17 protein-coding genes are annotated in these 17,575 nt (G+C 45.5%); 7 read left to right on the top strand and 10 right to left on the bottom strand.

Annotated elements, in window-relative coordinates; all coding sequences use genetic code 11:
- Positions 1–9 precede the first annotated feature (9 nt).
- A complete protein-coding gene (gene nirD / locus MKX71_RS01870; RefSeq protein ID WP_003246252.1) occupies positions 10–330 on the top strand; it encodes a nitrite reductase small subunit NirD in 321 nt (106 codons plus the stop codon).
- Between the two features lie 60 nt (positions 331–390).
- Positions 391–1,842 carry a uroporphyrinogen-III C-methyltransferase gene (gene cobA / locus MKX71_RS01865; protein ID WP_074794510.1) on the top strand — a complete coding sequence of 484 codons (1,452 nt, stop codon included), beginning with the start codon at positions 391–393 and terminating at the stop codon, positions 1,840–1,842.
- 31 nt (positions 1,843–1,873) lie between these two features.
- On the opposite strand, the gene ffoR is transcribed toward cobA, so the two are convergent.
- The gene (ffoR, locus tag MKX71_RS01860; RefSeq protein ID WP_163136475.1) at positions 1,874–2,884 is read right to left on the bottom strand and encodes a ferredoxin--NADP(+) reductase; all 1,011 of its coding nucleotides are present in this window, start codon (positions 2,882–2,884) and stop codon (positions 1,874–1,876) included.
- A 160-nt stretch (positions 2,885–3,044) separates the two neighbouring features.
- On the opposite strand from ffoR, the gene MKX71_RS01855 reads away from it, so the two are divergent.
- From MKX71_RS01855 to MKX71_RS01845, 3 genes are all read left to right on the top strand, one after another.
- Positions 3,045–3,899 (top strand): alpha/beta hydrolase, encoded by an 855-nt coding sequence (locus MKX71_RS01855; RefSeq protein WP_015715216.1) that lies wholly within the window; start codon positions 3,045–3,047, stop codon positions 3,897–3,899.
- A gap of 99 nt (positions 3,900–3,998) precedes the next feature.
- Positions 3,999–4,883: a permease gene (locus tag MKX71_RS01850; RefSeq protein WP_339231675.1), complete on the top strand. Its 885-nt coding sequence runs from the start codon at positions 3,999–4,001 to the stop codon at positions 4,881–4,883.
- A gap of 4 nt (positions 4,884–4,887) precedes the next feature.
- Positions 4,888–5,745 carry a TIGR03943 family protein gene (locus MKX71_RS01845; protein ID WP_003234649.1) on the top strand — a complete coding sequence of 286 codons (858 nt, stop codon included), beginning with the start codon at positions 4,888–4,890 and terminating at the stop codon, positions 5,743–5,745.
- Positions 5,746–5,781: 36 nt separating this feature from the next.
- Here the strand turns inward: MKX71_RS01845 and putR are convergent, their stop codons facing one another.
- The 7 genes from putR to MKX71_RS01810 all read right to left on the bottom strand — a co-directional run bounded on the left by putR (position 5,782) and on the right by MKX71_RS01810 (position 14,248).
- Positions 5,782–7,017, bottom strand: a complete 1,236-nt coding sequence (gene putR, locus MKX71_RS01840) for a proline utilization transcriptional regulator PutR (protein WP_003234651.1) — start codon at positions 7,015–7,017, stop codon at positions 5,782–5,784.
- A gap of 152 nt (positions 7,018–7,169) precedes the next feature.
- Entirely contained in the window at positions 7,170–8,591 is a 1,422-nt protein-coding gene (gene putP / locus MKX71_RS01835) for a sodium/proline symporter PutP (RefSeq protein WP_339231673.1), read from the bottom strand.
- A 123-nt stretch (positions 8,592–8,714) separates the two neighbouring features.
- Positions 8,715–10,262 carry an L-glutamate gamma-semialdehyde dehydrogenase gene (gene pruA / locus MKX71_RS01830; RefSeq protein ID WP_003234655.1) on the bottom strand — a complete coding sequence of 516 codons (1,548 nt, stop codon included), beginning with the start codon at positions 10,260–10,262 and terminating at the stop codon, positions 8,715–8,717.
- Between the two features lie 16 nt (positions 10,263–10,278).
- Positions 10,279–11,190: a proline dehydrogenase PutB gene (gene putB / locus MKX71_RS01825; protein WP_003246421.1), complete on the bottom strand. Its 912-nt coding sequence runs from the start codon at positions 11,188–11,190 to the stop codon at positions 10,279–10,281.
- 189 nt (positions 11,191–11,379) lie between these two features.
- The gene (locus MKX71_RS01820; protein ID WP_031315677.1) at positions 11,380–12,162 is read right to left on the bottom strand and encodes a nucleotidyltransferase domain-containing protein; all 783 of its coding nucleotides are present in this window, start codon (positions 12,160–12,162) and stop codon (positions 11,380–11,382) included.
- Positions 12,163–12,245: 83 nt separating this feature from the next.
- Positions 12,246–13,202: a cephalosporin C deacetylase gene (gene cah / locus MKX71_RS01815; protein WP_049140234.1), complete on the bottom strand. Its 957-nt coding sequence runs from the start codon at positions 13,200–13,202 to the stop codon at positions 12,246–12,248.
- A 71-nt stretch (positions 13,203–13,273) separates the two neighbouring features.
- Positions 13,274–14,248, bottom strand: coding sequence for a LysR family transcriptional regulator (locus tag MKX71_RS01810; RefSeq protein ID WP_144483803.1), 975 nt, complete (start codon positions 14,246–14,248; stop codon positions 13,274–13,276).
- Between MKX71_RS01810 and MKX71_RS01805 the strand changes: the two genes are divergently transcribed.
- The gene (locus MKX71_RS01805) at positions 14,171–15,127 is read left to right on the top strand and encodes a class I SAM-dependent methyltransferase (RefSeq protein WP_339231672.1); all 957 of its coding nucleotides are present in this window, start codon (positions 14,171–14,173) and stop codon (positions 15,125–15,127) included. The genes MKX71_RS01810 and MKX71_RS01805 overlap by 78 nt on opposite strands.
- A gap of 26 nt (positions 15,128–15,153) precedes the next feature.
- Here MKX71_RS01805 and MKX71_RS01800 read toward each other — a convergent pair whose 3' ends face one another.
- Positions 15,154–15,714 (bottom strand): shikimate kinase, encoded by a 561-nt coding sequence (locus MKX71_RS01800; RefSeq protein WP_144483797.1) that lies wholly within the window; start codon positions 15,712–15,714, stop codon positions 15,154–15,156.
- 277 nt (positions 15,715–15,991) lie between these two features.
- Between MKX71_RS01800 and tmrB the strand changes: the two genes are divergently transcribed.
- A complete protein-coding gene (tmrB, locus tag MKX71_RS01795) occupies positions 15,992–16,585 on the top strand; it encodes a tunicamycin resistance ATP-binding TmrB (protein WP_076458520.1) in 594 nt (197 codons plus the stop codon).
- A 49-nt stretch (positions 16,586–16,634) separates the two neighbouring features.
- Here tmrB and nadE read toward each other — a convergent pair whose 3' ends face one another.
- A complete protein-coding gene (nadE, locus tag MKX71_RS01790; protein ID WP_019712417.1) occupies positions 16,635–17,453 on the bottom strand; it encodes an ammonia-dependent NAD(+) synthetase in 819 nt (272 codons plus the stop codon).
- Positions 17,454–17,575 lie beyond the last annotated feature (122 nt).

The following is a 17,575-nucleotide window of genomic DNA, read 5'->3' as shown; positions in this document are numbered from 1 at the left end:
GGAATGGACATGGTAAACAAAGACGTAACAAAAGTATGTATCGGAAAAATTGAAGAATTGCCTGAACAATTAGGCAAAACAGTGTATATTGAAGATAAGGAGCTCGCGGTTTTCAAGCTTTCAGACGGAAGCATCCGCGCCATCGAAAACCGCTGTCCGCATAAAGGCGGCGTCCTGGCAGAAGGCATCGTCAGCGGCCAATATGTTTTCTGCCCGATGCACGACTGGAAAATTTCCTTAGAAGACGGAATCGTCCAAGAACCTGACCACGGATGCGTCAAAACATATGAAACGCTGATCGAAGGAGAACATGTTTATCTCGTATATTGATCAAAAGACCGGATCACTTTTCTAGTGGTCCTTCATTTTTTACAGTGACGGAAGGATGACATGATCATGAAGAACGGAATCGTATATTTCGTGGGAGCCGGACCCGGCGACCCAGGCCTGCTCACCATCAAAGGAAAACAGGCGCTCGAGGAAGCAGATGTGATTTTATATGACCGGCTCGCCAACCCGAAGCTGCTCGAATTTGCATCACCGGACTGCCAGTTTATTTATTGCGGAAAACTGCCAAACCGCCATTTTATGAAACAAAAAGAAATTAACGCCCTGCTGGTTGAAAAAGCATTAAATGGGTTAACCGTCGTTCGCTTGAAGGGCGGAGATCCGAGCGTATTCGGCAGAGTCGGCGAGGAAGCAGATGCTCTTCATGAGCACGGCATTCGCTATGAAATGGTGCCGGGAATCACCTCTGGAATTGCAGCGCCGCTATATGCGGGCATCCCCGTCACGCATCGGGATTTTGCATCGTCTTTTGCCATGATTACAGCGCATGATAAATCATTAAAAGGCACGCCGAACCTTGACTGGGAAGGGCTGGCCCGAAGCGTTCAAACCCTTGTTTTTTACATGGGTGTCAAGAACTTGTCTTATATTTGCCAGCAGCTTATTTCATACGGGAAATCGCCTTCTGTCCCTGTCATTGTCATCCAATGGGGAACGTGGGGCCGCCAGCGGAGTGTGAAAGGAACACTTGAGAACATTCAGCAAAAAGTGCAGGAACACCAGATTACAAACCCTGCGATTATCGTCATCGGAGACATCGTCAACTTTCAAACACACAGCTGGTTTGAAAGCAAACCGCTCATCGGACGGCATTTGATGGTTGTGACTCATGGCGAAGATGAAGACCCGCTTGCAGACAAGCTGCGCGATTCCGGCGCCGATCTCATCGAGTGGCCGAAATGGCGGACCGAAAACATGCCTGTCAATGAAGAAATTCTTCGAAAGATTGGCACCTTTGAAGACGTTTTTTTCACATCGCGCCGGGCGGTTTGTGAATTTTTCAGAGCACTGGCTTCTCAGAAAATCGACATCCGCCAGCTGACAGCCAAACTGAGTGCAGCATCTGAGCAAGCAAAGACAGAGCTTGAGAAACGGGGCTTTCTTGTCACCGCCATTCAGCCTGATTCAGAGAAACGTCTTGTTGTCGGGAGCCGCCATGCAGTGGAAAACATGCAAAAGCATGAATCCTGTTCGTTTTATATCACTCATGAAAACGTCATAGATGACCGGTTCACCCACATGATTCAGCGTACCATCAGTGAATCCCCGCTGCACATGGTCATTTGCCCGAACAAGCTGTCCGTTCAGCAATTGATCAATGGTGGCGAACAAATTGGCATTTCGCCGGAATTGTCAGCAAGCCGGCCCCCTATCGTCTGTATAGGCGATGACTCAGCTGCCGAAGCTTATGGATTCACAGCTGTACAAGAACAGGATGAATTGCTAGCTTTCATTCAGAATCAACAGACGCAGAAAAAGCTCCTTCACAGCTGATGGCTGGCAGCCCTTTCCCCCAAGGGCTGTTTTATTTATGTACCAATTTTTTATGATGGGTGGAATACATCGCCATATTCTCGGCCTTAGGATCCAAATAAGCCTTAGCGCTGTTGACTGCTGTCGGGCCTTCCGTAAAGCCGCCGGCAATTAATCTCAGCTTGCTTTCATAAAAAGCCGCGTCGCCCGCCACAAACACGCCCGGAAGATTCGTCCGCATATGTCTGTCAGCTTTCACCCTGCCTTCTTCAATCTCCAGCCCCCACTCCATCATCGGCCCTAGATCAATTTTGAAGCCATGATTAATGATCAGCTCATCAATTTCTATGTCTTTCCTCTGGCCAGACTCAGTATGACAAACGGTCACGCTTTTGATGCGCTCTTCATCTCCGTTCAACTGCTCCAGCCGATAAGGCGTAAGCACCCGCACCGATGATTGCTTCATTTTCGTCACGCTGCTTTCCATTCCGCCGAATTCCTCACGCCGATGAACGACAGTCACAGACGCCGCAATCGGTTCAAGCTCATTAGCCCAATCGACCGCAGTATCTCCGCCGCCTGATATCACCACGCGCTTATCTTTAAACGCATCGAGCTTTTCCACTCCGTAATGAAGATTTTTGCCCGCATATCGGGCCGCATCCTCGCTGTCAAACTCATTGACCTCAAGTGTACCCATGCCGCAAGCCAAAATCACAGTTCTTGTATAGTGCTTTTCCCCTTCAGAACCCGTCAGAACAATGGTGCCTTCATCTAGGCGTTCAAACCCGGTCACACGCTGATTCAATACGATATCAGGATCAAACGTTGCCGCCTGCTCCTTCAGCTGCTCGATCAGCTGCTTTCCCGCAATCCCCGGTATGCCGCCGATATCGCGAATGATTTTCTCAGGAAAGAATAAAGACACCTTCCCTCCGAGCTTCGGCAAAAATTCGATTACCTTTGTTTTCAGCTCCCGCATCCCGCAGTAAAAAGCAGTAAACAGCCCAATCGGCCCCCCGCCTATAATCGTAACGTCATATACCTCTTGATTCTCAGCCATCCGTCCTGCCTCCCGTTCACATCTATATCAAAATTTTAATTGAGAATGAATATCAATACAAAGTATATCATATTCAAGGGCCTTTGTTTATTCATTTCTTCACCTTGTGATCAATTGTTGAAAACCCTATAATAGGCAAAAAAACAAATGGGAGTAACAGATGAAAAGACGAGTCGAAACGATCACCTTCGAAGGACATACACTAGAATATTCAGTGGCTGGAAAGGGTGCCCCCATCCTTGTCATGCATGGCGGGCATTCAAATTGTTACGAGGAATTCGGATACACAGCGTTGATTGAGCAAGGGTATTCCATCATTACGCCTTCAAGGCCCGGCTATGGACGAACGTCAAAAGAAATTGGAAAAAGTCTTGCCAACGCCTGCCGTTTCTATGTGAAATTATTAGATCATTTACAAATCGACAGTGTCCATGTGATCGCCATCTCAGCAGGAGGGCCGAGCGGCATATGCTTTGCCTCACATTATCCGGAAAGAGTAAATACATTGACCCTGCAATCCGCGGTCACCAAAGAGTGGCTCACCCCAAAAGACACTGAATATAAATTGGGGAGAATTCTCTTCCGCCCGCCGGTGGAAAAGTGGATATGGAAGCTGATTTCTTCCTTGAATAACGCTTTCCCGCGTTTGATGTTTCGAGCTATGAGCCCCCAATTCAGCACGCTTCCGTTTCAGCGAATCAAGTCCTTGATGAATGAAAAAGACATAGAAGCATTTCGGAAAATGAACAGCCGGCAGCGCTCGGGTGAAGGATTTCTGATTGACTTGTCACAAACCGCCGCTGTCTCTTTAAAAGACCTGCAAGCCATCATATGTCCCGTGCTGATTATGCAAAGTGTTTATGATGGATTGGTTGACTTGTCACATGCACATCATGCAAAAGAGCACATTCGTGGCGCTGTTCTCTGTTTGCTTCACTCGTGGGGACACCTGATTTGGCTCGGAAAAGAAGCTGCAGAAACAGACAGTATCCTACTCGGTTTTTTGGAATCCTAACCAAAGTGAAACGATCCTTTCCCTTCCTCCGTCAAACAAGCAGTGCCTTTTTTTCTGGTATCATAAGAAAGGCAGCTTAACATGAGCGGAGGTTTTATTGTGACAGCACAATCATCTTTTCTTCAGCTGAATTCTATTTTTATCAGCATTTTAATAGAAGCCATTCCGTTTATTCTGATTGGCGTCATACTTTCCGGAATCATTCAAATGTTTGTTTCTGAAGAAATGATTGCAAGAATCATGCCGAAAAACCGTTTTCTCGCCGTTTTATTCGGTGCGCTGGCCGGCGTTTTATTTCCCGCCTGCGAATGCGGCATCATCCCGATTACGAGGCGGCTTCTGTTAAAGGGAGTTCCTCTGCATGCGGGCGTTGCTTTCATGCTGACCGCGCCTATCATTAATCCTATTGTTTTATTTTCTACTTATATTGCGTTCGGGAATAGATGGTGCGTGGTCTTTTACAGAGGCGGACTGGCTCTCGCCGTTTCGCTGATCATCGGGGTCATTTTATCCTATCAATTTAAGGATAACCAGCTTTTAAAGCCTGATGAACCCGGGCACCACCATCATCATCACGGCACCTTGCTCCAAAAACTGGGCGGGACCTTGCGGCATGCCATTGATGAATTTTTCTCCGTGGGGAAATATTTAATCATCGGCGCCTTTATCGCAGCCGCTATGCAGACGTATGTCAAAACATCCACTCTGCTTGCGATCGGGCAGAATGATGTATCCTCTTCCCTCGTGATGATGGGTCTGGCGTTTGTCCTGTCGCTTTGTTCAGAAGTTGATGCGTTCATCGCGTCTTCCTTCAGCAGCACATTTTCATTAGGATCGTTAATCGCCTTTCTCGTCTTTGGCGCAATGGTGGATATTAAGAATGTATTGATGATGCTTGCGGCCTTCAAAAAACGATTTGTTTTCCTGCTGATTACATACATTGTCGTGATTGTTTTAGCGGGATCACTACTGGTAAAGGGGTGATTGGATGTTTCGTCTATTGGTGCTGATGGGATTTACGTTTTTCTTTTATCATCTGCATGCCTCAGGAAATCTAACAAAATATATCAATATGAAATATGCCTATCTTTCCTTTATTGCGATCTTCCTGCTGGCCATTCTGACCGCCGTCCAAGCATATCTATTTATCAAGTCGCCTGAAAAAAGCGGGCATCACCATGACCATGATTGCGGGTGCGGCCATGATCACGAGCATGACCATGAACAAAACAAGCCATTTTATCAGCGTTATTTGATTTATGTTGTTTTTCTTTTTCCTTTGGTGTCAGGCATCTTCTTCCCGATTGCAACGCTTGACTCATCCATAGTCAAAACAAAAGGGTTCTCGTTTAAGGCGATGGAGAGCGGAGATCACTACTCCCAAACACAGTATTTGCGGCCTGATGCCAGCCTTTATTACGCGCAAGACAGCTATGACAAACAAATGAAACAGCTGTTTAATAAGTATTCCAGCAAAAAAGAGATTTCTCTGACCGATGACGATTTCCTAAAAGGAATGGAAACCATCTATAACTATCCGGGTGAATTTCTCGGACGGACGATAGAATTTCATGGATTTGCTTACAAAGGAAACGCAATTAACAAAAATCAGTTGTTCGTATTAAGGTTTGGCATCATTCACTGTATCGCTGATTCCGGCGTGTACGGGATGCTTGTGGAATTTCCGAAGGACATGGACATCAAGGATGATGAATGGATTCACATTAAGGGCACTCTGGCCTCAGAATATTACCAGCCATTCAAGTCAACTCTCCCTGTCGTCAAAGTAACTGACTGGAATACCATTAAAAAACCTGATGATCCGTATGTTTACAGAGGATTTTAAGTGAAGACGAAACCAGTACAAGTACTGGTTTCTTTTTTATTTCTTTTTCATCAGCATCAAATCGAGATAGAGCTGGCACCGCGTTCTGAAATCGCTTAAATCGATCGACGTCATCTCAGTAATCTGTTTGATGCGGTAATTCAATGTATTTTGGTGAATAAACAGCTGTTCTGCCGCTGGTTTTGTTTTGCAGTTGTTGAGGAGATAGATTTCCAAGGTTTTGAGCAGCTCAGTGCTGCTTTCTTCGTCTTTCGCTTTTAATAAAGCTAAATCTTTATTCTCGTATTCTAAAAATTCATTTTTCTGTTCGATGCTTTCTAAATAGCGGTAAATGCCGAGTTTGGCATATTCATATGGAATGTTTTCCTGATTGCCGGTGATTTCTGCGGCTTTGATGACTTCAAGTGCTTCTGTGTAGCTCTTGCCAAGTTTTAATAGGTGATTATATTCGTTTCCGATACCGATATAAATAGGGGTAGGTATTTTCTGAAAGTGAAAATGTGTTAACAGCTTGTTAATAAACTCAGAAGCTGCTGAGGAGACGGAGCTTTTTTGGGAAAAACTCGCTACGACGATGACAATATTTGATTCGATCGTTAAGACATGACTGACCTTATCCCGTAAATTCAGGTACGACCTGATATTTTCCTTTAAATCCTCTACCGCTTCCCCATCCCCATTTGCGGCGTGCAGGATAACAACTGAAAACATGGAAGGCAGCACGGTGTTGATCCTTTCAGCTTCCCGTCTGAGTTCCTTCTCAGAGGTAAATTGCTGATAGATCGCCCGTTTGATGAGATCCTCTGCTTTTTCTTCCTTTTCCTGTTTCAATTTATTCGTTTTATAAATGATTTTCCCGACATGGAAGGAGGTCTCGTACAAAAAGTCGAGCTCTTCATCCGTCAGATTTTGGTCCAGCTCCTGAATCCAGATGTAGCCCATGACTTCCCCTTTGTGCTTTGCACTCACGACCACCCTCTGGTTTAACCCAATGCTTTCAATTTTATTGACGCGAAAAGGCTCAGGCTCTGTTTTCAATTTTTCAATAATTCCGTCCTTCAGAAACCTCTCAAAAATCTGGACCGGACACTTTTTCGAAAAAATAGTCTGCTGGTTGGCAGAATCAAAATGGTTAATATAGTAAGAATTATAGGCTAACAAAAAGAAATCCGCGCTTTCCAGTATCACTGGCTTTTGCAGCTCATAGCTAATAAAATCAATCAGTTTATCAACATCTGAAAATGAAAAAACTCTCTCTAAAAGCTCTTCCATACCTTTTTCTCCTATACTTTTTTTACTTTAATCATATCCATACGGGGTCTTTTTGTATAGAAAAAAATACGTTTGTTTCCAAAAGAAAAAAATGGCCGCTTAAAAGGAGAAAAGAGGAAAAAGGGACAGCCCCTTCCTCCTCCTTTCGATCTTTATTGTGACATTGTATCTTGGTAGTCGTTGAACTGGTCTGTGACAGCTTGTGACGGAGCCTGCGACAATATGCTGACAAAAAACACAGATAATAGACTCGCAGCAAAACCAGGTATCATTTCATACAGAAAGTCCGAAAGACCGGCATTCGCCCAAATGATTACAGTCGCTGCTCCCACAATCATGCCGGCGAGTGCCCCCCATTTGGTCATTCGTTTCCAAAACAGACTGAGCAGTACAACCGGCCCGAATGATGCACCGAAGCCCGCCCACGCGTAGCTGACCAATCCAAGGATAGTGTTATTTTTCTCCCAAGCCAGAACCAACGCGACAATTGAAACAGCCAGAACAGCCAGACGGCCTAAAAACACCAGCTCTTTATCTGAAGCTGAGCGTCTGAACATCGACTTATACAAATCTTCTACCAGAGAGCTTGATGTCACAAGCAGCTGAGAAGAAATGGTACTCATAATCGCAGCCAAAATCGCTGAAATCAGAAAACCCGTGATAATCGGATGAAACAAGATATTCCCTAATTGAATAAAAATCGTCTCTGGGTCCTTCAGTGTCATGCCGCGCTGATGGTAATAAGCGATTCCGCCCAAACCGGTCAGCACTGCGCCTACTGCAGACAAAATCATCCAGCCCATCCCGATTCTGCGCGCTCTTTTGATCTCTTTGACAGACGTGATCGCCATAAAACGCACAATAATATGCGGCTGGCCAAAGTATCCCAGCCCCCAGGCAAACAAAGAAATAATGCCAAGGACGCTCGTTCCTTTGAAAATATTAAACATATCAGGATCTACAGAGCGGATTTCAGCAACTGTATCACCTGCTCCTCCCGTGTGGAAAAACGTAACGATCGGCACAAGAATGAGTGCGGCAAACATAATGATCCCCTGAACAAAATCTGTCCAGCTGACTGCCAAAAAGCCGCCAAACAGGGTATATGCCACAACAACACCCGTCACAATCCACAGGCCGGTGTGATAATCCATCCCCAAGATGCTGTTGAATAAGACGCCGCCGGACACCATTCCGGACGATACATAAAACGTGAAAAAGACTAAAATGACAATTCCTGAAAACAGTCTGAGAAGCTTTGTTTGATCTCCGAAGCGATTTTCCAGGAATCCGGGAATTGTAATGGAATTCCCCGCTTTTTCAGTATAGGTTCTCAGCCGCGGTGCGACGTAAAGCCAGTTCGCCCACGCTCCAAGGCAAAGTCCGATGACGATCCAAGCGCCGCTCAGACCAGTAGAAAACATGGCGCCCGGAAGCCCCATTAGCAGCCAGCCGCTCATATCGGCAGCGCCGGCACTGAGAGCAGTTACTGCCGGACCCAAAGAGCGTCCTCCCAGCATGTAATCCGTCAGATTCGACGTACGCTTGTAAGCAAAGTAGCCGATTAGCAGCATTCCCGCCATATAAATACAAATCGAAATAATCAGCTGTGTGTTTTCTATGGCACTTCCTCCTCTTTTTTATAGTATATGGATGAAATGGACACCCCCGCAGGGAGGATGCCCATTTAGTCCCGCTTAGAACATTTCACTGATTGTTTTTGCTTGCATATGCAGAGCCAAGTAATCCGGCCCGCCTGCTTTTGAATCCGTTCCCGACATTTTGAAGCCGCCAAACGGATGGTAGCCGACGATAGCACCTGTACAGTTGCGGTTGAAGTATAGGTTTCCGACATGGAATTCCTGTTTCGCACGCTCGATGTGCTTGCGGTTGTTTGTGATAACCGCGCCTGTCAAACCATATTCAGTATTGTTTGCCACTTCTAAAGCTTCATCAAAGTCTGACACTTTACAAAATGCAACGACAGGTCCGAAAATTTCTTCCTGCATGAGTCTTGCTTTCGGATCAAGGTCAGCGAAGATCGTCGGTTTGATGAAGTATCCTTTCGAATCATCACCAGTACCGCCGCTTACTAAACGCCCTTCCTGTTTTCCGATCTCAATATAGCTCATAATTTTATCATAAGAACCTTGGTCAATGACAGGTCCCATATAAACATCTGCACTGTCAGGTTTAGCTGTTACTTTTGATTCCGTAATTTCAATGACACGCTCTAATACTTGATCATACACTTTTTCATGAACTACTGCACGTGAACCTGCAGAGCATTTTTGTCCCGCAAAGCCGAATGCTGAAGTAAAGATTGATTGAGCCGCTAATTCAATGTCCGCATCCTCATCAACAACAACCGTATCTTTCCCGCCCATTTCAGCGATGACACGCTTTAAATGCTGCTGGCCCGGCTGAACCTTCGCCGCGCGTTCGAAAATTCTCGTACCAACTTCTCTTGATCCCGTAAATGTGATAAGGCTTGTTTTCGGATGGTCAACAAGATAGTCGCCTACTTCCGCTCCGCTTCCCGGAACAAAGTTGACTACGCCTTTTGGCAATCCGGACTCTTCAAGCACCTCAACAAATTTTGCTGCAATAACAGGTGTAGCACTCGCAGGTTTCAGAACCACTGTGTTTCCAGTAACGATCGGCGCCACTGTTGTGCCTGCCATGATCGCAAACAAGAAGTTCCAAGGCGGGATAACGACTGTCACTCCAGTCGGCGTATATACATATTGGTTTTTCTCGCCTTCACGGCTGTTGACCGGTTTTCCTTTTGCCAGTTCGATCATTTGTCGTGCATAATACTCCATGAAGTCAATCGCTTCAGCCGTATCGGCATCCGCCTCGTTCCAAGGCTTTCCTGCTTCTTTCACAAGCAAAGCTGAGAATTCATGTTTTCTTCTGCGGACTTTGGCAGCAGCGCGGAACAGGACAGCCGCTCTCTCTTCTGGAGACGTGTATCTCCACTCTTCAAATGCTTTTGCAGCCGCTTGAATCGCTTGCTCAGCGTGCTCTTGAGAAGCTTTTGACACTCGGCCGACGACTTCTTCTTTATCAGCCGGGTTGATTGAAACGATTTTCGCTTCCGTTTCCACTCTCTCGCCGTTAATGACAAGCGGATAGTCTTTTCCTAAATATTCGCTTACTGTCGCAAGCGCTTTTTTAAACGCTTCCACGTTGTTTTGATCTTGGAAATTTGTGAATGGCTCGTGTTTGTAAGGTGTTGTCATGATAATCTCTCCTTTTTTACTTCTTTGTCATTCCTTTGAAAGCAAATGCAATGTTTGACGGACGTTCTGCAAGGCGTCTCATAAAGTAGCCGTACCAATCCTCGCCGTATGGCAGGTAGACTCTCATGTTATAACCTTCTTTTACGAGGCTGAGCTGGGTTTGCGACCGCATGCCGTACAGCATCTGAAATTCAAACTTGTCATTGGCAATGCCATGTTCCTTGGCAAGCTGCTTTGTAAAGTCGATCATTTTGTCGTCATGTGTGGCAATCGCTGTATAGTGACCGTTTAAGAGCTGCTTTCGGATGATTTTTTTGTAATTTTCATCGACATCGCTTTTCTCCGGGAAAGCTACTTTTTCTGATTCTTTATAAGCTCCTTTTACAAGGCGAAGGAACGGGTTTAAAGAATCCAAATCGTCAATGTCTTTTTCCGTCCGGTACAGATAGGCTTGCAGCACTGTGCTCACATGCTCGTATTTCTTTCTGAAATCTTTGAAAATATCAAGCGTTTTCTGGCATCTGACTTCGTCCTCCATGTCAATGGTGACCATGATTTTATGTTTCTCGGCCGTCTGAAGGATTTTTGTCATATTTTCATACACCAAATCCATATCTATATCCAAACCTAAAGACGTCATTTTTAAAGAAACGTGTGAGTTCAGCTCCTGATCCGCGATGGTCGCAATGGTTTGAATGCACTCTTCCGTACGCTCCCGTGCGACCTCGGCGCTGTTCACAAACTCGCCTAAATGATCGACAGTAACTGACAAACCTTGGCTGTTAAGCTGTCGAATGGTCGGGATTGAACTGTTAAAGTCATTCCCGCCGATAATTTTACCCGCTGCTACCCGGCTTCCCCAGTTCCTCGCCATTTTATTGAGAAAGCCGCTTTTGGATAAAAATAAGAAAAAATCTCTTGTGATCACTTCCAACCTCAACACCCCGCAATCTAAGAAGTATTTGTATGAGTTTATTGTAAATGGACAAAACCGACGTTCACAATATTCTCAAAATACAAAGATTCTGATTATTTTTGTGGGTTTGCCACAATCAGATAGTTAGAAAGTCGGGGGGGATTCTGTCGAATAAAGGAGAAAAGGAAGCGACAAAAAACATCAGCTTCCTCCATCCTTCCACACTTCTTCAACCGTATTCAAAAGCAAACGGTTCAACTCAGGTGTCATATCTTTTTTCTCTGCCTTCAGTTCTTTTGCCGCTTCCATGATTCTTTCGATTTCCGTTTCAATGAATTGGTGAATAACATCGATTCTTGCTTCGAGGTCAAGCTCTTCCCCTCTTCTTTTCCGTTCAAGCAAGGTTTCCATTTCAGCCTTCAGCTCGGGTTCAGCAACAAGTTCATTCATCAAAACAGTAAAGTCCATTGGCGGTATGGTTCCGTGCTTTTCAATCCATTGGCAGGCCAAAATAGGCCGAAGAACGTAGAAGTACTTTTTAATTTTGACCTCTTGTCCTTGTAGATAATCCTTGACGTTCCTTCTCGCCATATTGATATAGTGATACACGCTTGCTTCAGGCTTAAATGCCTCCGTGCGCAGTTTTCTTAACTGCTCTGCGGTCGTAAATGCTTCATAATACACAATGTCTGAGGACAGCCATTCGAGGAGCGGAGGGTTTGACTTTTTGAAAAGCCGAAGCGTTTTTCTCAGCTCCCAGCCGCTGATATCCAGCAAATCGTGAATCGGTTCCTCAATGACATCACGCTCCTGCTCAATTGAAAAATACCACTCCTTTTTCGGCACATAAATAAAGCGGACGTCGTAATCACTATCCTGCGAGGGAAATCCCCATGCGCGGCTTCCTGACTCGACGGCATACACGATTTTGACTCCGTATGACTGCTCGATCCGTTTTAATTCATCAATGATTCTTTGTTTCATATCTATTCGTCTCCAGTCTGTTCTCATTCCGGCAGTTTGCAGAAAAAAACCGCCTGATGATATGCGGCGGCTTTTCACATTTATCAGCCTTTAAGATGCTGCTTAAAAAAAGCAAGTTTTTCCGTTTGAAAAGCAGGGATATACTCATGTCCGAAGTAGCGGTACACCTTCAGCTCTTTCTCTGTTTCCAAATGATTGTAGGCGGCAAACACGGTGGACGGCGGCGTGACCTTGTCAATCAGGCCGATTGACATCAGGACAGGCACCTTCACTCGGTCAGCGAGATTCATAATATCGAAATATGAAAGTGTCTTCATCGCCTGCACTTCTGTTTCCGGACTGCCATTTCTTCTGAAGAAGGAATTGATTTCAAGATACGGCTGTTCAAGCGCCACATCAATGGCCCGTTCGAAGTTGCTTAAATAAGGATAATCGGCAACCGCGGCTTTTGGAATGTCTGACAGCGCCGCTGCGGCAATGGTTAAACCTCCGCCTTGGCTTCCTCCTGTCACACCGATCCTTGTTTCGTCAACCTCGTCGAAGCTGCTGATGACCTCAAGCGCGCGGACGGCGTCCAAATAAACACCGCGGTAATAGTATGTATCTTTATCAAGAATTCCTTTCGTCATCCAGCCCAAAGCGTGACCGTGCGGTGAAATACTCGTATCCTCGCTGCTCTGCTGGCCGCGGACAAGCATGCCGAATGTGGCGTAGCCATGGAGTGCCCAGTTTACCATTTCATGAATCTCACCATCATAGCTTGCATTGTAGCCATGATATTTCACGATCGCCGGATGCGGGCCTTGCTTGTCAGGCACCGCGTACCATCCGGTAATGCGGGCGTTTCCGAAGCTTTTATATGTGAGACGGTACACTTTTACTCCGTCAGCAGGATAGTCAACCGGCTGTAGATCAGGTTCTGCTTGGACTTTTGCAAGTTCCTCCAAAGACAATTTCCAAAACTCAGAAAAATCTTTCGGTGCTGTTTTTTCAGGCTTATATGTTTGCAATTGGTCGAGCGGCAGATCGAATAGTTGCATTTCCGATTATTCCCCTTTGTTTTATAAGATTTAGTTTGTATTCCTATACTACCACGTTTCGTCTTTGTTTTCTAAATATTTTCATCTTTGTTTCCCAGACAGCCTTCATCAAACGTTTGTTTAAGACTTTCCCGGCTTAGTTCCATAAAGGCCTGGGCGGTCAGACTGACATAGCGGTTCTTTAAAAAGACGAAGACGAGGGTTCGTGATGGCGCGGATTGAATCGATAAATAGATCACACCCGGATCTTTATCCCTTCTGATCATATTCGGTGCCATTGTCACACCTAATCCGTTAGCCACAAGAGATTGGGCGGTTTCAATATGGCTCGTCTTAAAGGCAGCATTCGGCTTAAAGCCGCTTTCCGCACAGAGATCGAGAACTGTCCTGCGAAAGCCGAAGCCTTCTTTTAACAGAATAAAGGGCACGTTCCTTACCATGTCAATCGGCACACACGGCTGGTGTCCCTCCTTACCTTCCAGCGCTTTCTCAATCAGCGCGACCATTTCCGGCGGCATCCACCTTTGTTTTTCCTTCGGCACCGCGAGAACAACCGGTTCCGTGAGCAAGGGTATAATGGAGAGCCGTTCATCCTCGATGGGCAAGGATAAAACAGAAAGGTCAACTTCTCCCTTTGCCGTCATCTCCTCTAATAAAACCGGATCTTTTTCAACAAGCTGAACCTCCACATGAGGATAGCGCGCCAAAAACTGCTTCAGCAGCGGAGGAAAGAGATATCTCCCTGTTACAGCAGGAATCCCGATGGATAATTTATGACCGATTCCCTGAGATCGCTCCTGCATTTCCCGAAGCAAATCATCTCTGGAACGAATGATGTCCTCGGCTTTTTCAATGAAACGCCTGCCGTGAGGTGTCAGTGTAACAGAGCCATGGGATCTGTGAAAAAGGATAAGCCCCAGCTCAGCCTCAAGCTTTTTGATTTGCTGGCTGAGAGACGGCTGTGCGATATGAAGATGTTCCGCCGCCTTTGTAAAGCTTTGGCGCCGGGCAATTTCCGCTGCATATTCCATCACTTTAATATCCATTTCAGCCTCCATAGGTTGAACCTATCATTTTCATCATTTTTATATCTTGGACGAATCATAACAAAAATTGCTAACATAATCCATATCATCATTTACGAAAAGAAGGAGCTGGTTCAAATGACAAATGAAACACCGTTTTCTAAAAACGCCGAGATGTATCGGGATGAAAAGGTATTTGCCGAGGGGGAAGATTTGGGGTTGATGATCAAAACAGCGGAATGCCGGGCAGAGCATCGAGTGCTGGATATAGGAGCGGGCGCCGGCCATACGGCGCTGGCATTTTCTCCTTATGTACAGGAGTGCATCGGTGTTGATGCAACGAAAGAGATGGTTGAGGTTGCGTACTCCTTCGCGCAAGAAAAAGGAGTTGAAAACGTACGCTTTCAGCAAGGAATGGCAGAGTCACTCCCCTTCCCCGACGATTCATTTGACATCATCACCTGCCGATACGCAGCCCACCATTTTTCTGATGTCCGCAAAGCTGTCAGCGAGATTGCACGCGTACTAAAACAGGACGGACGTTTTCTCTTAGTTGATCATTACGCGCCTGAAGATCCCGTTCTTGATGAGTTTGTCAATCATTTGAACCGGCTTCGAGACCCTTCCCATGTTCGAGAAAGCTCATTATCAGAATGGCAGTCGATGTTCAGCGCCAATCAACTGGCCTATCAAGACATCCAAAAGTGGAATTTGCCGATTCAATACGATAGCTGGATCAAACGAGGCGGAACTCCCGCTGACCGGGAAAAACAAATCATTACCCACTTGAATCACGCATCAGACGAAGCACGCGACACGTTCTGTATTACATTGAACCAAAACGGACAGCCCATCTCCTTTTGTTTAAAAGCGATTTTGATACAAGGGATAAAACGATAAAAAAGCCGTGCGCTGCGCACGGCTTTTTACATCGGCTGATAAAGATCCCAGCCAATTTTTAATGTCTCAACAATGTAATCGGCAACCTCTTCCGGGGAAAGGTTGTCTGTTGCCACTTTTGAATTGTGCTTGTCATAAATGACTTTTCTTTCGTTAAACAGCTGTTCCATTTCATCCATTGAACGGTTATGCAGTACGGGGCGGCTTTCGATCAATAAATCCGCGCGCTGCTTCCAGTTCTCCCATGACAGGTCCAGATGAAGCACGAGACAGTTTTCCAGACAGCAATTCCTGATTTCTTCTTGTTTAAAAGATCCCCCGCCCAGAGATACGATTTTGAATCGTTTATGATGGCAGATGTCTAAAATATATTCCTTCTCCGTTTTCCGGAAAAAGTCTTCTCCCTTTTTCTCAAACATCTCAGGAATTGACATATTGAAATCCTTTTCGATCTGTTGGTCAATATCAATAAAATCTCTATATAATTTTTTAGCGACCAATTGGCCGATTGTTGTTTTTCCTACACCCATGAATCCGATCAGGACGATATTTCTTTCTCTTACTGGGATGGCTCGTTTAGCGTTCATCTTCGGCGAAATCCTCCTAAGGAATGAAATTTTATCTTCATTATATGCTTATTTAACGAATATTTATATAGATACCGGCTTTACCGGTCAAGCTTATAGTGCGCTTTGTTGTTTAGCCATTTTTGCCTGAATGACATTCATTGTACAACATTTCTGCAGGTATTTTAATACTTCGACGCAAAAAAGCATTAAAACCTTCCGCCTTTATTGTTTTTCCAGCTGACTCTTCGATTGAAGGGTCTTTTTCTGTATGATGAATAGGAAGGGAGAAATGGCGATGATCATTTGGATAAACGGGGCATTCGGTTCCGGAAAAACACAAACAGCCTTCGAACTGCACAGAAGGCTAAACCCATCTTACGTGTATGATCCCGAGAAAATGGGTTTTGCGCTGCGCTCCATGGTGCCGCAGGAGATCGCAAAGGACGATTTTCAAAGCTATCCCTTATGGCGGGCGTTCAATTACAGTTTGCTAGCTTCTCTGACAGATACATACCGCGGCATCATTATTGTGCCTATGACGATTGTACATCCTGAATACTTCAATGAGATCATCGGCAGGCTCAGACAGGAAGGCAGGATCGTTCACCACTTTACACTAATGGCTTCAAAGGAAACCTTGTTAAAAAGGCTGCGCACCAGAGCAGAAGGAAAAAACTCATGGGCCGCCAAACAAATCGACCGCTGTGTTGAAGGATTATCATCACCCATTTTTGAGGACCACATTCAAACAGACAACCTGTCGATTCAGGATGTGGCAGAGAACATTGCCGCGAGAGCCGAACTCCCATTAGATCCTGATACGAGAGGCAGCCTCCGAAGGTTCACCGACAGATTAATGGTAAAGCTGAATCATATCCGCATCAAATAAAGCTCCTGTACACGACAAAAGCCCGCTCCGAGAGCGGGCTTTCTTCAACTTATTTCCACCAGTCATCAAACATAGACGCCGGAACCTGGCGTTTATGTTCAGTCATGCTGTAGCGTTTTTCCAGCGCTTCTGATACTTTCGCTGATACTTCTTTTCCTTCGAGATAATCGTCAATCTCGTCGTAGGAAATGCCAAGCTCTGTTTCATCCGACTGCTGCGGTTTTTCGTCGAGCAGATCGGCAGTCGGTTCTTTTAAGTATAAGCGTTCCGGTGCACCCAGCTCTTTCAGCAGGGTTCTTCCCTGGCGCTTCGTCAAGCCTGTCAGCGGCAGGAGGTCTGCTCCGCCGTCACCGTACTTCGTAAAGAAACCAGTCACTGCTTCAGCAGCATGGTCTGTTCCTAACACAAGCAGGCCTTCCTGGCCGCCGATCGCGTATTGCGCGATCATTCTTGTTCTTGCTTTTACGTTTCCTTTATTAAAGTCCGTCAGCTGATCGCCTGTTTCCTGCTGATACTGTTCAGAAAAAGCGCTGACTGTCGATTTAATATCAAACTTCCATGATTTATCCGGCTTAATAAACTTCAAAGCAAGCTGGGCATCGTCTTCATCCTGCTGTGTGCCATGCGGAAGACGGACAGCGATAAATTGAGCGTCTCCGCCCTCCTCGCGAATGCTCTCCACCGCAAGCTGAGCGAGTCTTCCCGCAAGTGTTGAATCCTGGCCGCCGCTGATTCCCAATACAAAGCCTTTAGCACCGGTTTTCTTTACATATTGTTTTAAAAAATTGACTCGGTCCTCAATTTCTTGCTTTGGATCAATTGAGGGCTTCACATGTAACTCACGCATAATCTTTTCCTGCATGCTCATCCCAATCATTCCTCCTGTACATTTTCCCTTGTTACTGATCATTTCCCCAAATCAATGAAAATGAATCATGACTGTTATGTATCCCTATTAAATATAGCACAGGTCTTCATTCACAGTGAACA

The organism is Bacillus sp. FSL M8-0071 (assembly GCF_037975455.1).
Lineage (GTDB): Bacteria > Bacillota > Bacilli > Bacillales > Bacillaceae > Bacillus > Bacillus subtilis.
The sequence above is the reverse complement of the archived record's forward strand: the minus strand, read 5'-3'. Positions and strand labels throughout refer to the sequence as shown.

What these genes read in the sequence shown, in the direction of transcription:
- MKX71_RS01855 (WP_015715216.1), top strand. Translation starts at nt 3,045, where the DNA reads ATGAAAAGACGAGTCGAAACGATCACCTTCGAAGGACATACACTAGAA.
- ffoR (WP_163136475.1), bottom strand. Translation starts at nt 2,884, where the DNA reads ATGGCTGAGAATCAAGAGGTATATGACGTTACGATTATAGGCGGGGGG.
- cobA (WP_074794510.1), top strand. Translation starts at nt 391, where the DNA reads ATGATCATGAAGAACGGAATCGTATATTTCGTGGGAGCCGGACCCGGC.
- cah (WP_049140234.1), bottom strand. Translation starts at nt 13,202, where the DNA reads ATGCAACTATTCGATCTGCCGCTCGACCAATTGCAAACATATAAGCCT.
- MKX71_RS01820 (WP_031315677.1), bottom strand. Translation starts at nt 12,162, where the DNA reads ATGAAACAAAGAATCATTGATGAATTAAAACGGATCGAGCAGTCATAC.
- putP (WP_339231673.1), bottom strand. Translation starts at nt 8,591, where the DNA reads ATGCTGCTAATCGGCTACTTTGCTTACAAGCGTACGTCGAATCTGACG.
- pruA (WP_003234655.1), bottom strand. Translation starts at nt 10,262, where the DNA reads ATGACAACACCTTACAAACACGAGCCATTCACAAATTTCCAAGATCAA.
- MKX71_RS01845 (WP_003234649.1), top strand. Translation starts at nt 4,888, where the DNA reads ATGTTTCGTCTATTGGTGCTGATGGGATTTACGTTTTTCTTTTATCAT.
- MKX71_RS01810 (WP_144483803.1), bottom strand. Translation starts at nt 14,248, where the DNA reads ATGGATATTAAAGTGATGGAATATGCAGCGGAAATTGCCCGGCGCCAA.
- nirD (WP_003246252.1), top strand. Translation starts at nt 10, where the DNA reads ATGGTAAACAAAGACGTAACAAAAGTATGTATCGGAAAAATTGAAGAA.
- nadE (WP_019712417.1), bottom strand. Translation starts at nt 17,453, where the DNA reads ATGAGCATGCAGGAAAAGATTATGCGTGAGTTACATGTGAAGCCCTCA.
- tmrB (WP_076458520.1), top strand. Translation starts at nt 15,992, where the DNA reads ATGATCATTTGGATAAACGGGGCATTCGGTTCCGGAAAAACACAAACA.
- putR (WP_003234651.1), bottom strand. Translation starts at nt 7,017, where the DNA reads ATGGAAGAGCTTTTAGAGAGAGTTTTTTCATTTTCAGATGTTGATAAA.
- MKX71_RS01800 (WP_144483797.1), bottom strand. Translation starts at nt 15,714, where the DNA reads ATGAACGCTAAACGAGCCATCCCAGTAAGAGAAAGAAATATCGTCCTG.
- MKX71_RS01805 (WP_339231672.1), top strand. Translation starts at nt 14,171, where the DNA reads ATGAAGATGTTCCGCCGCCTTTGTAAAGCTTTGGCGCCGGGCAATTTC.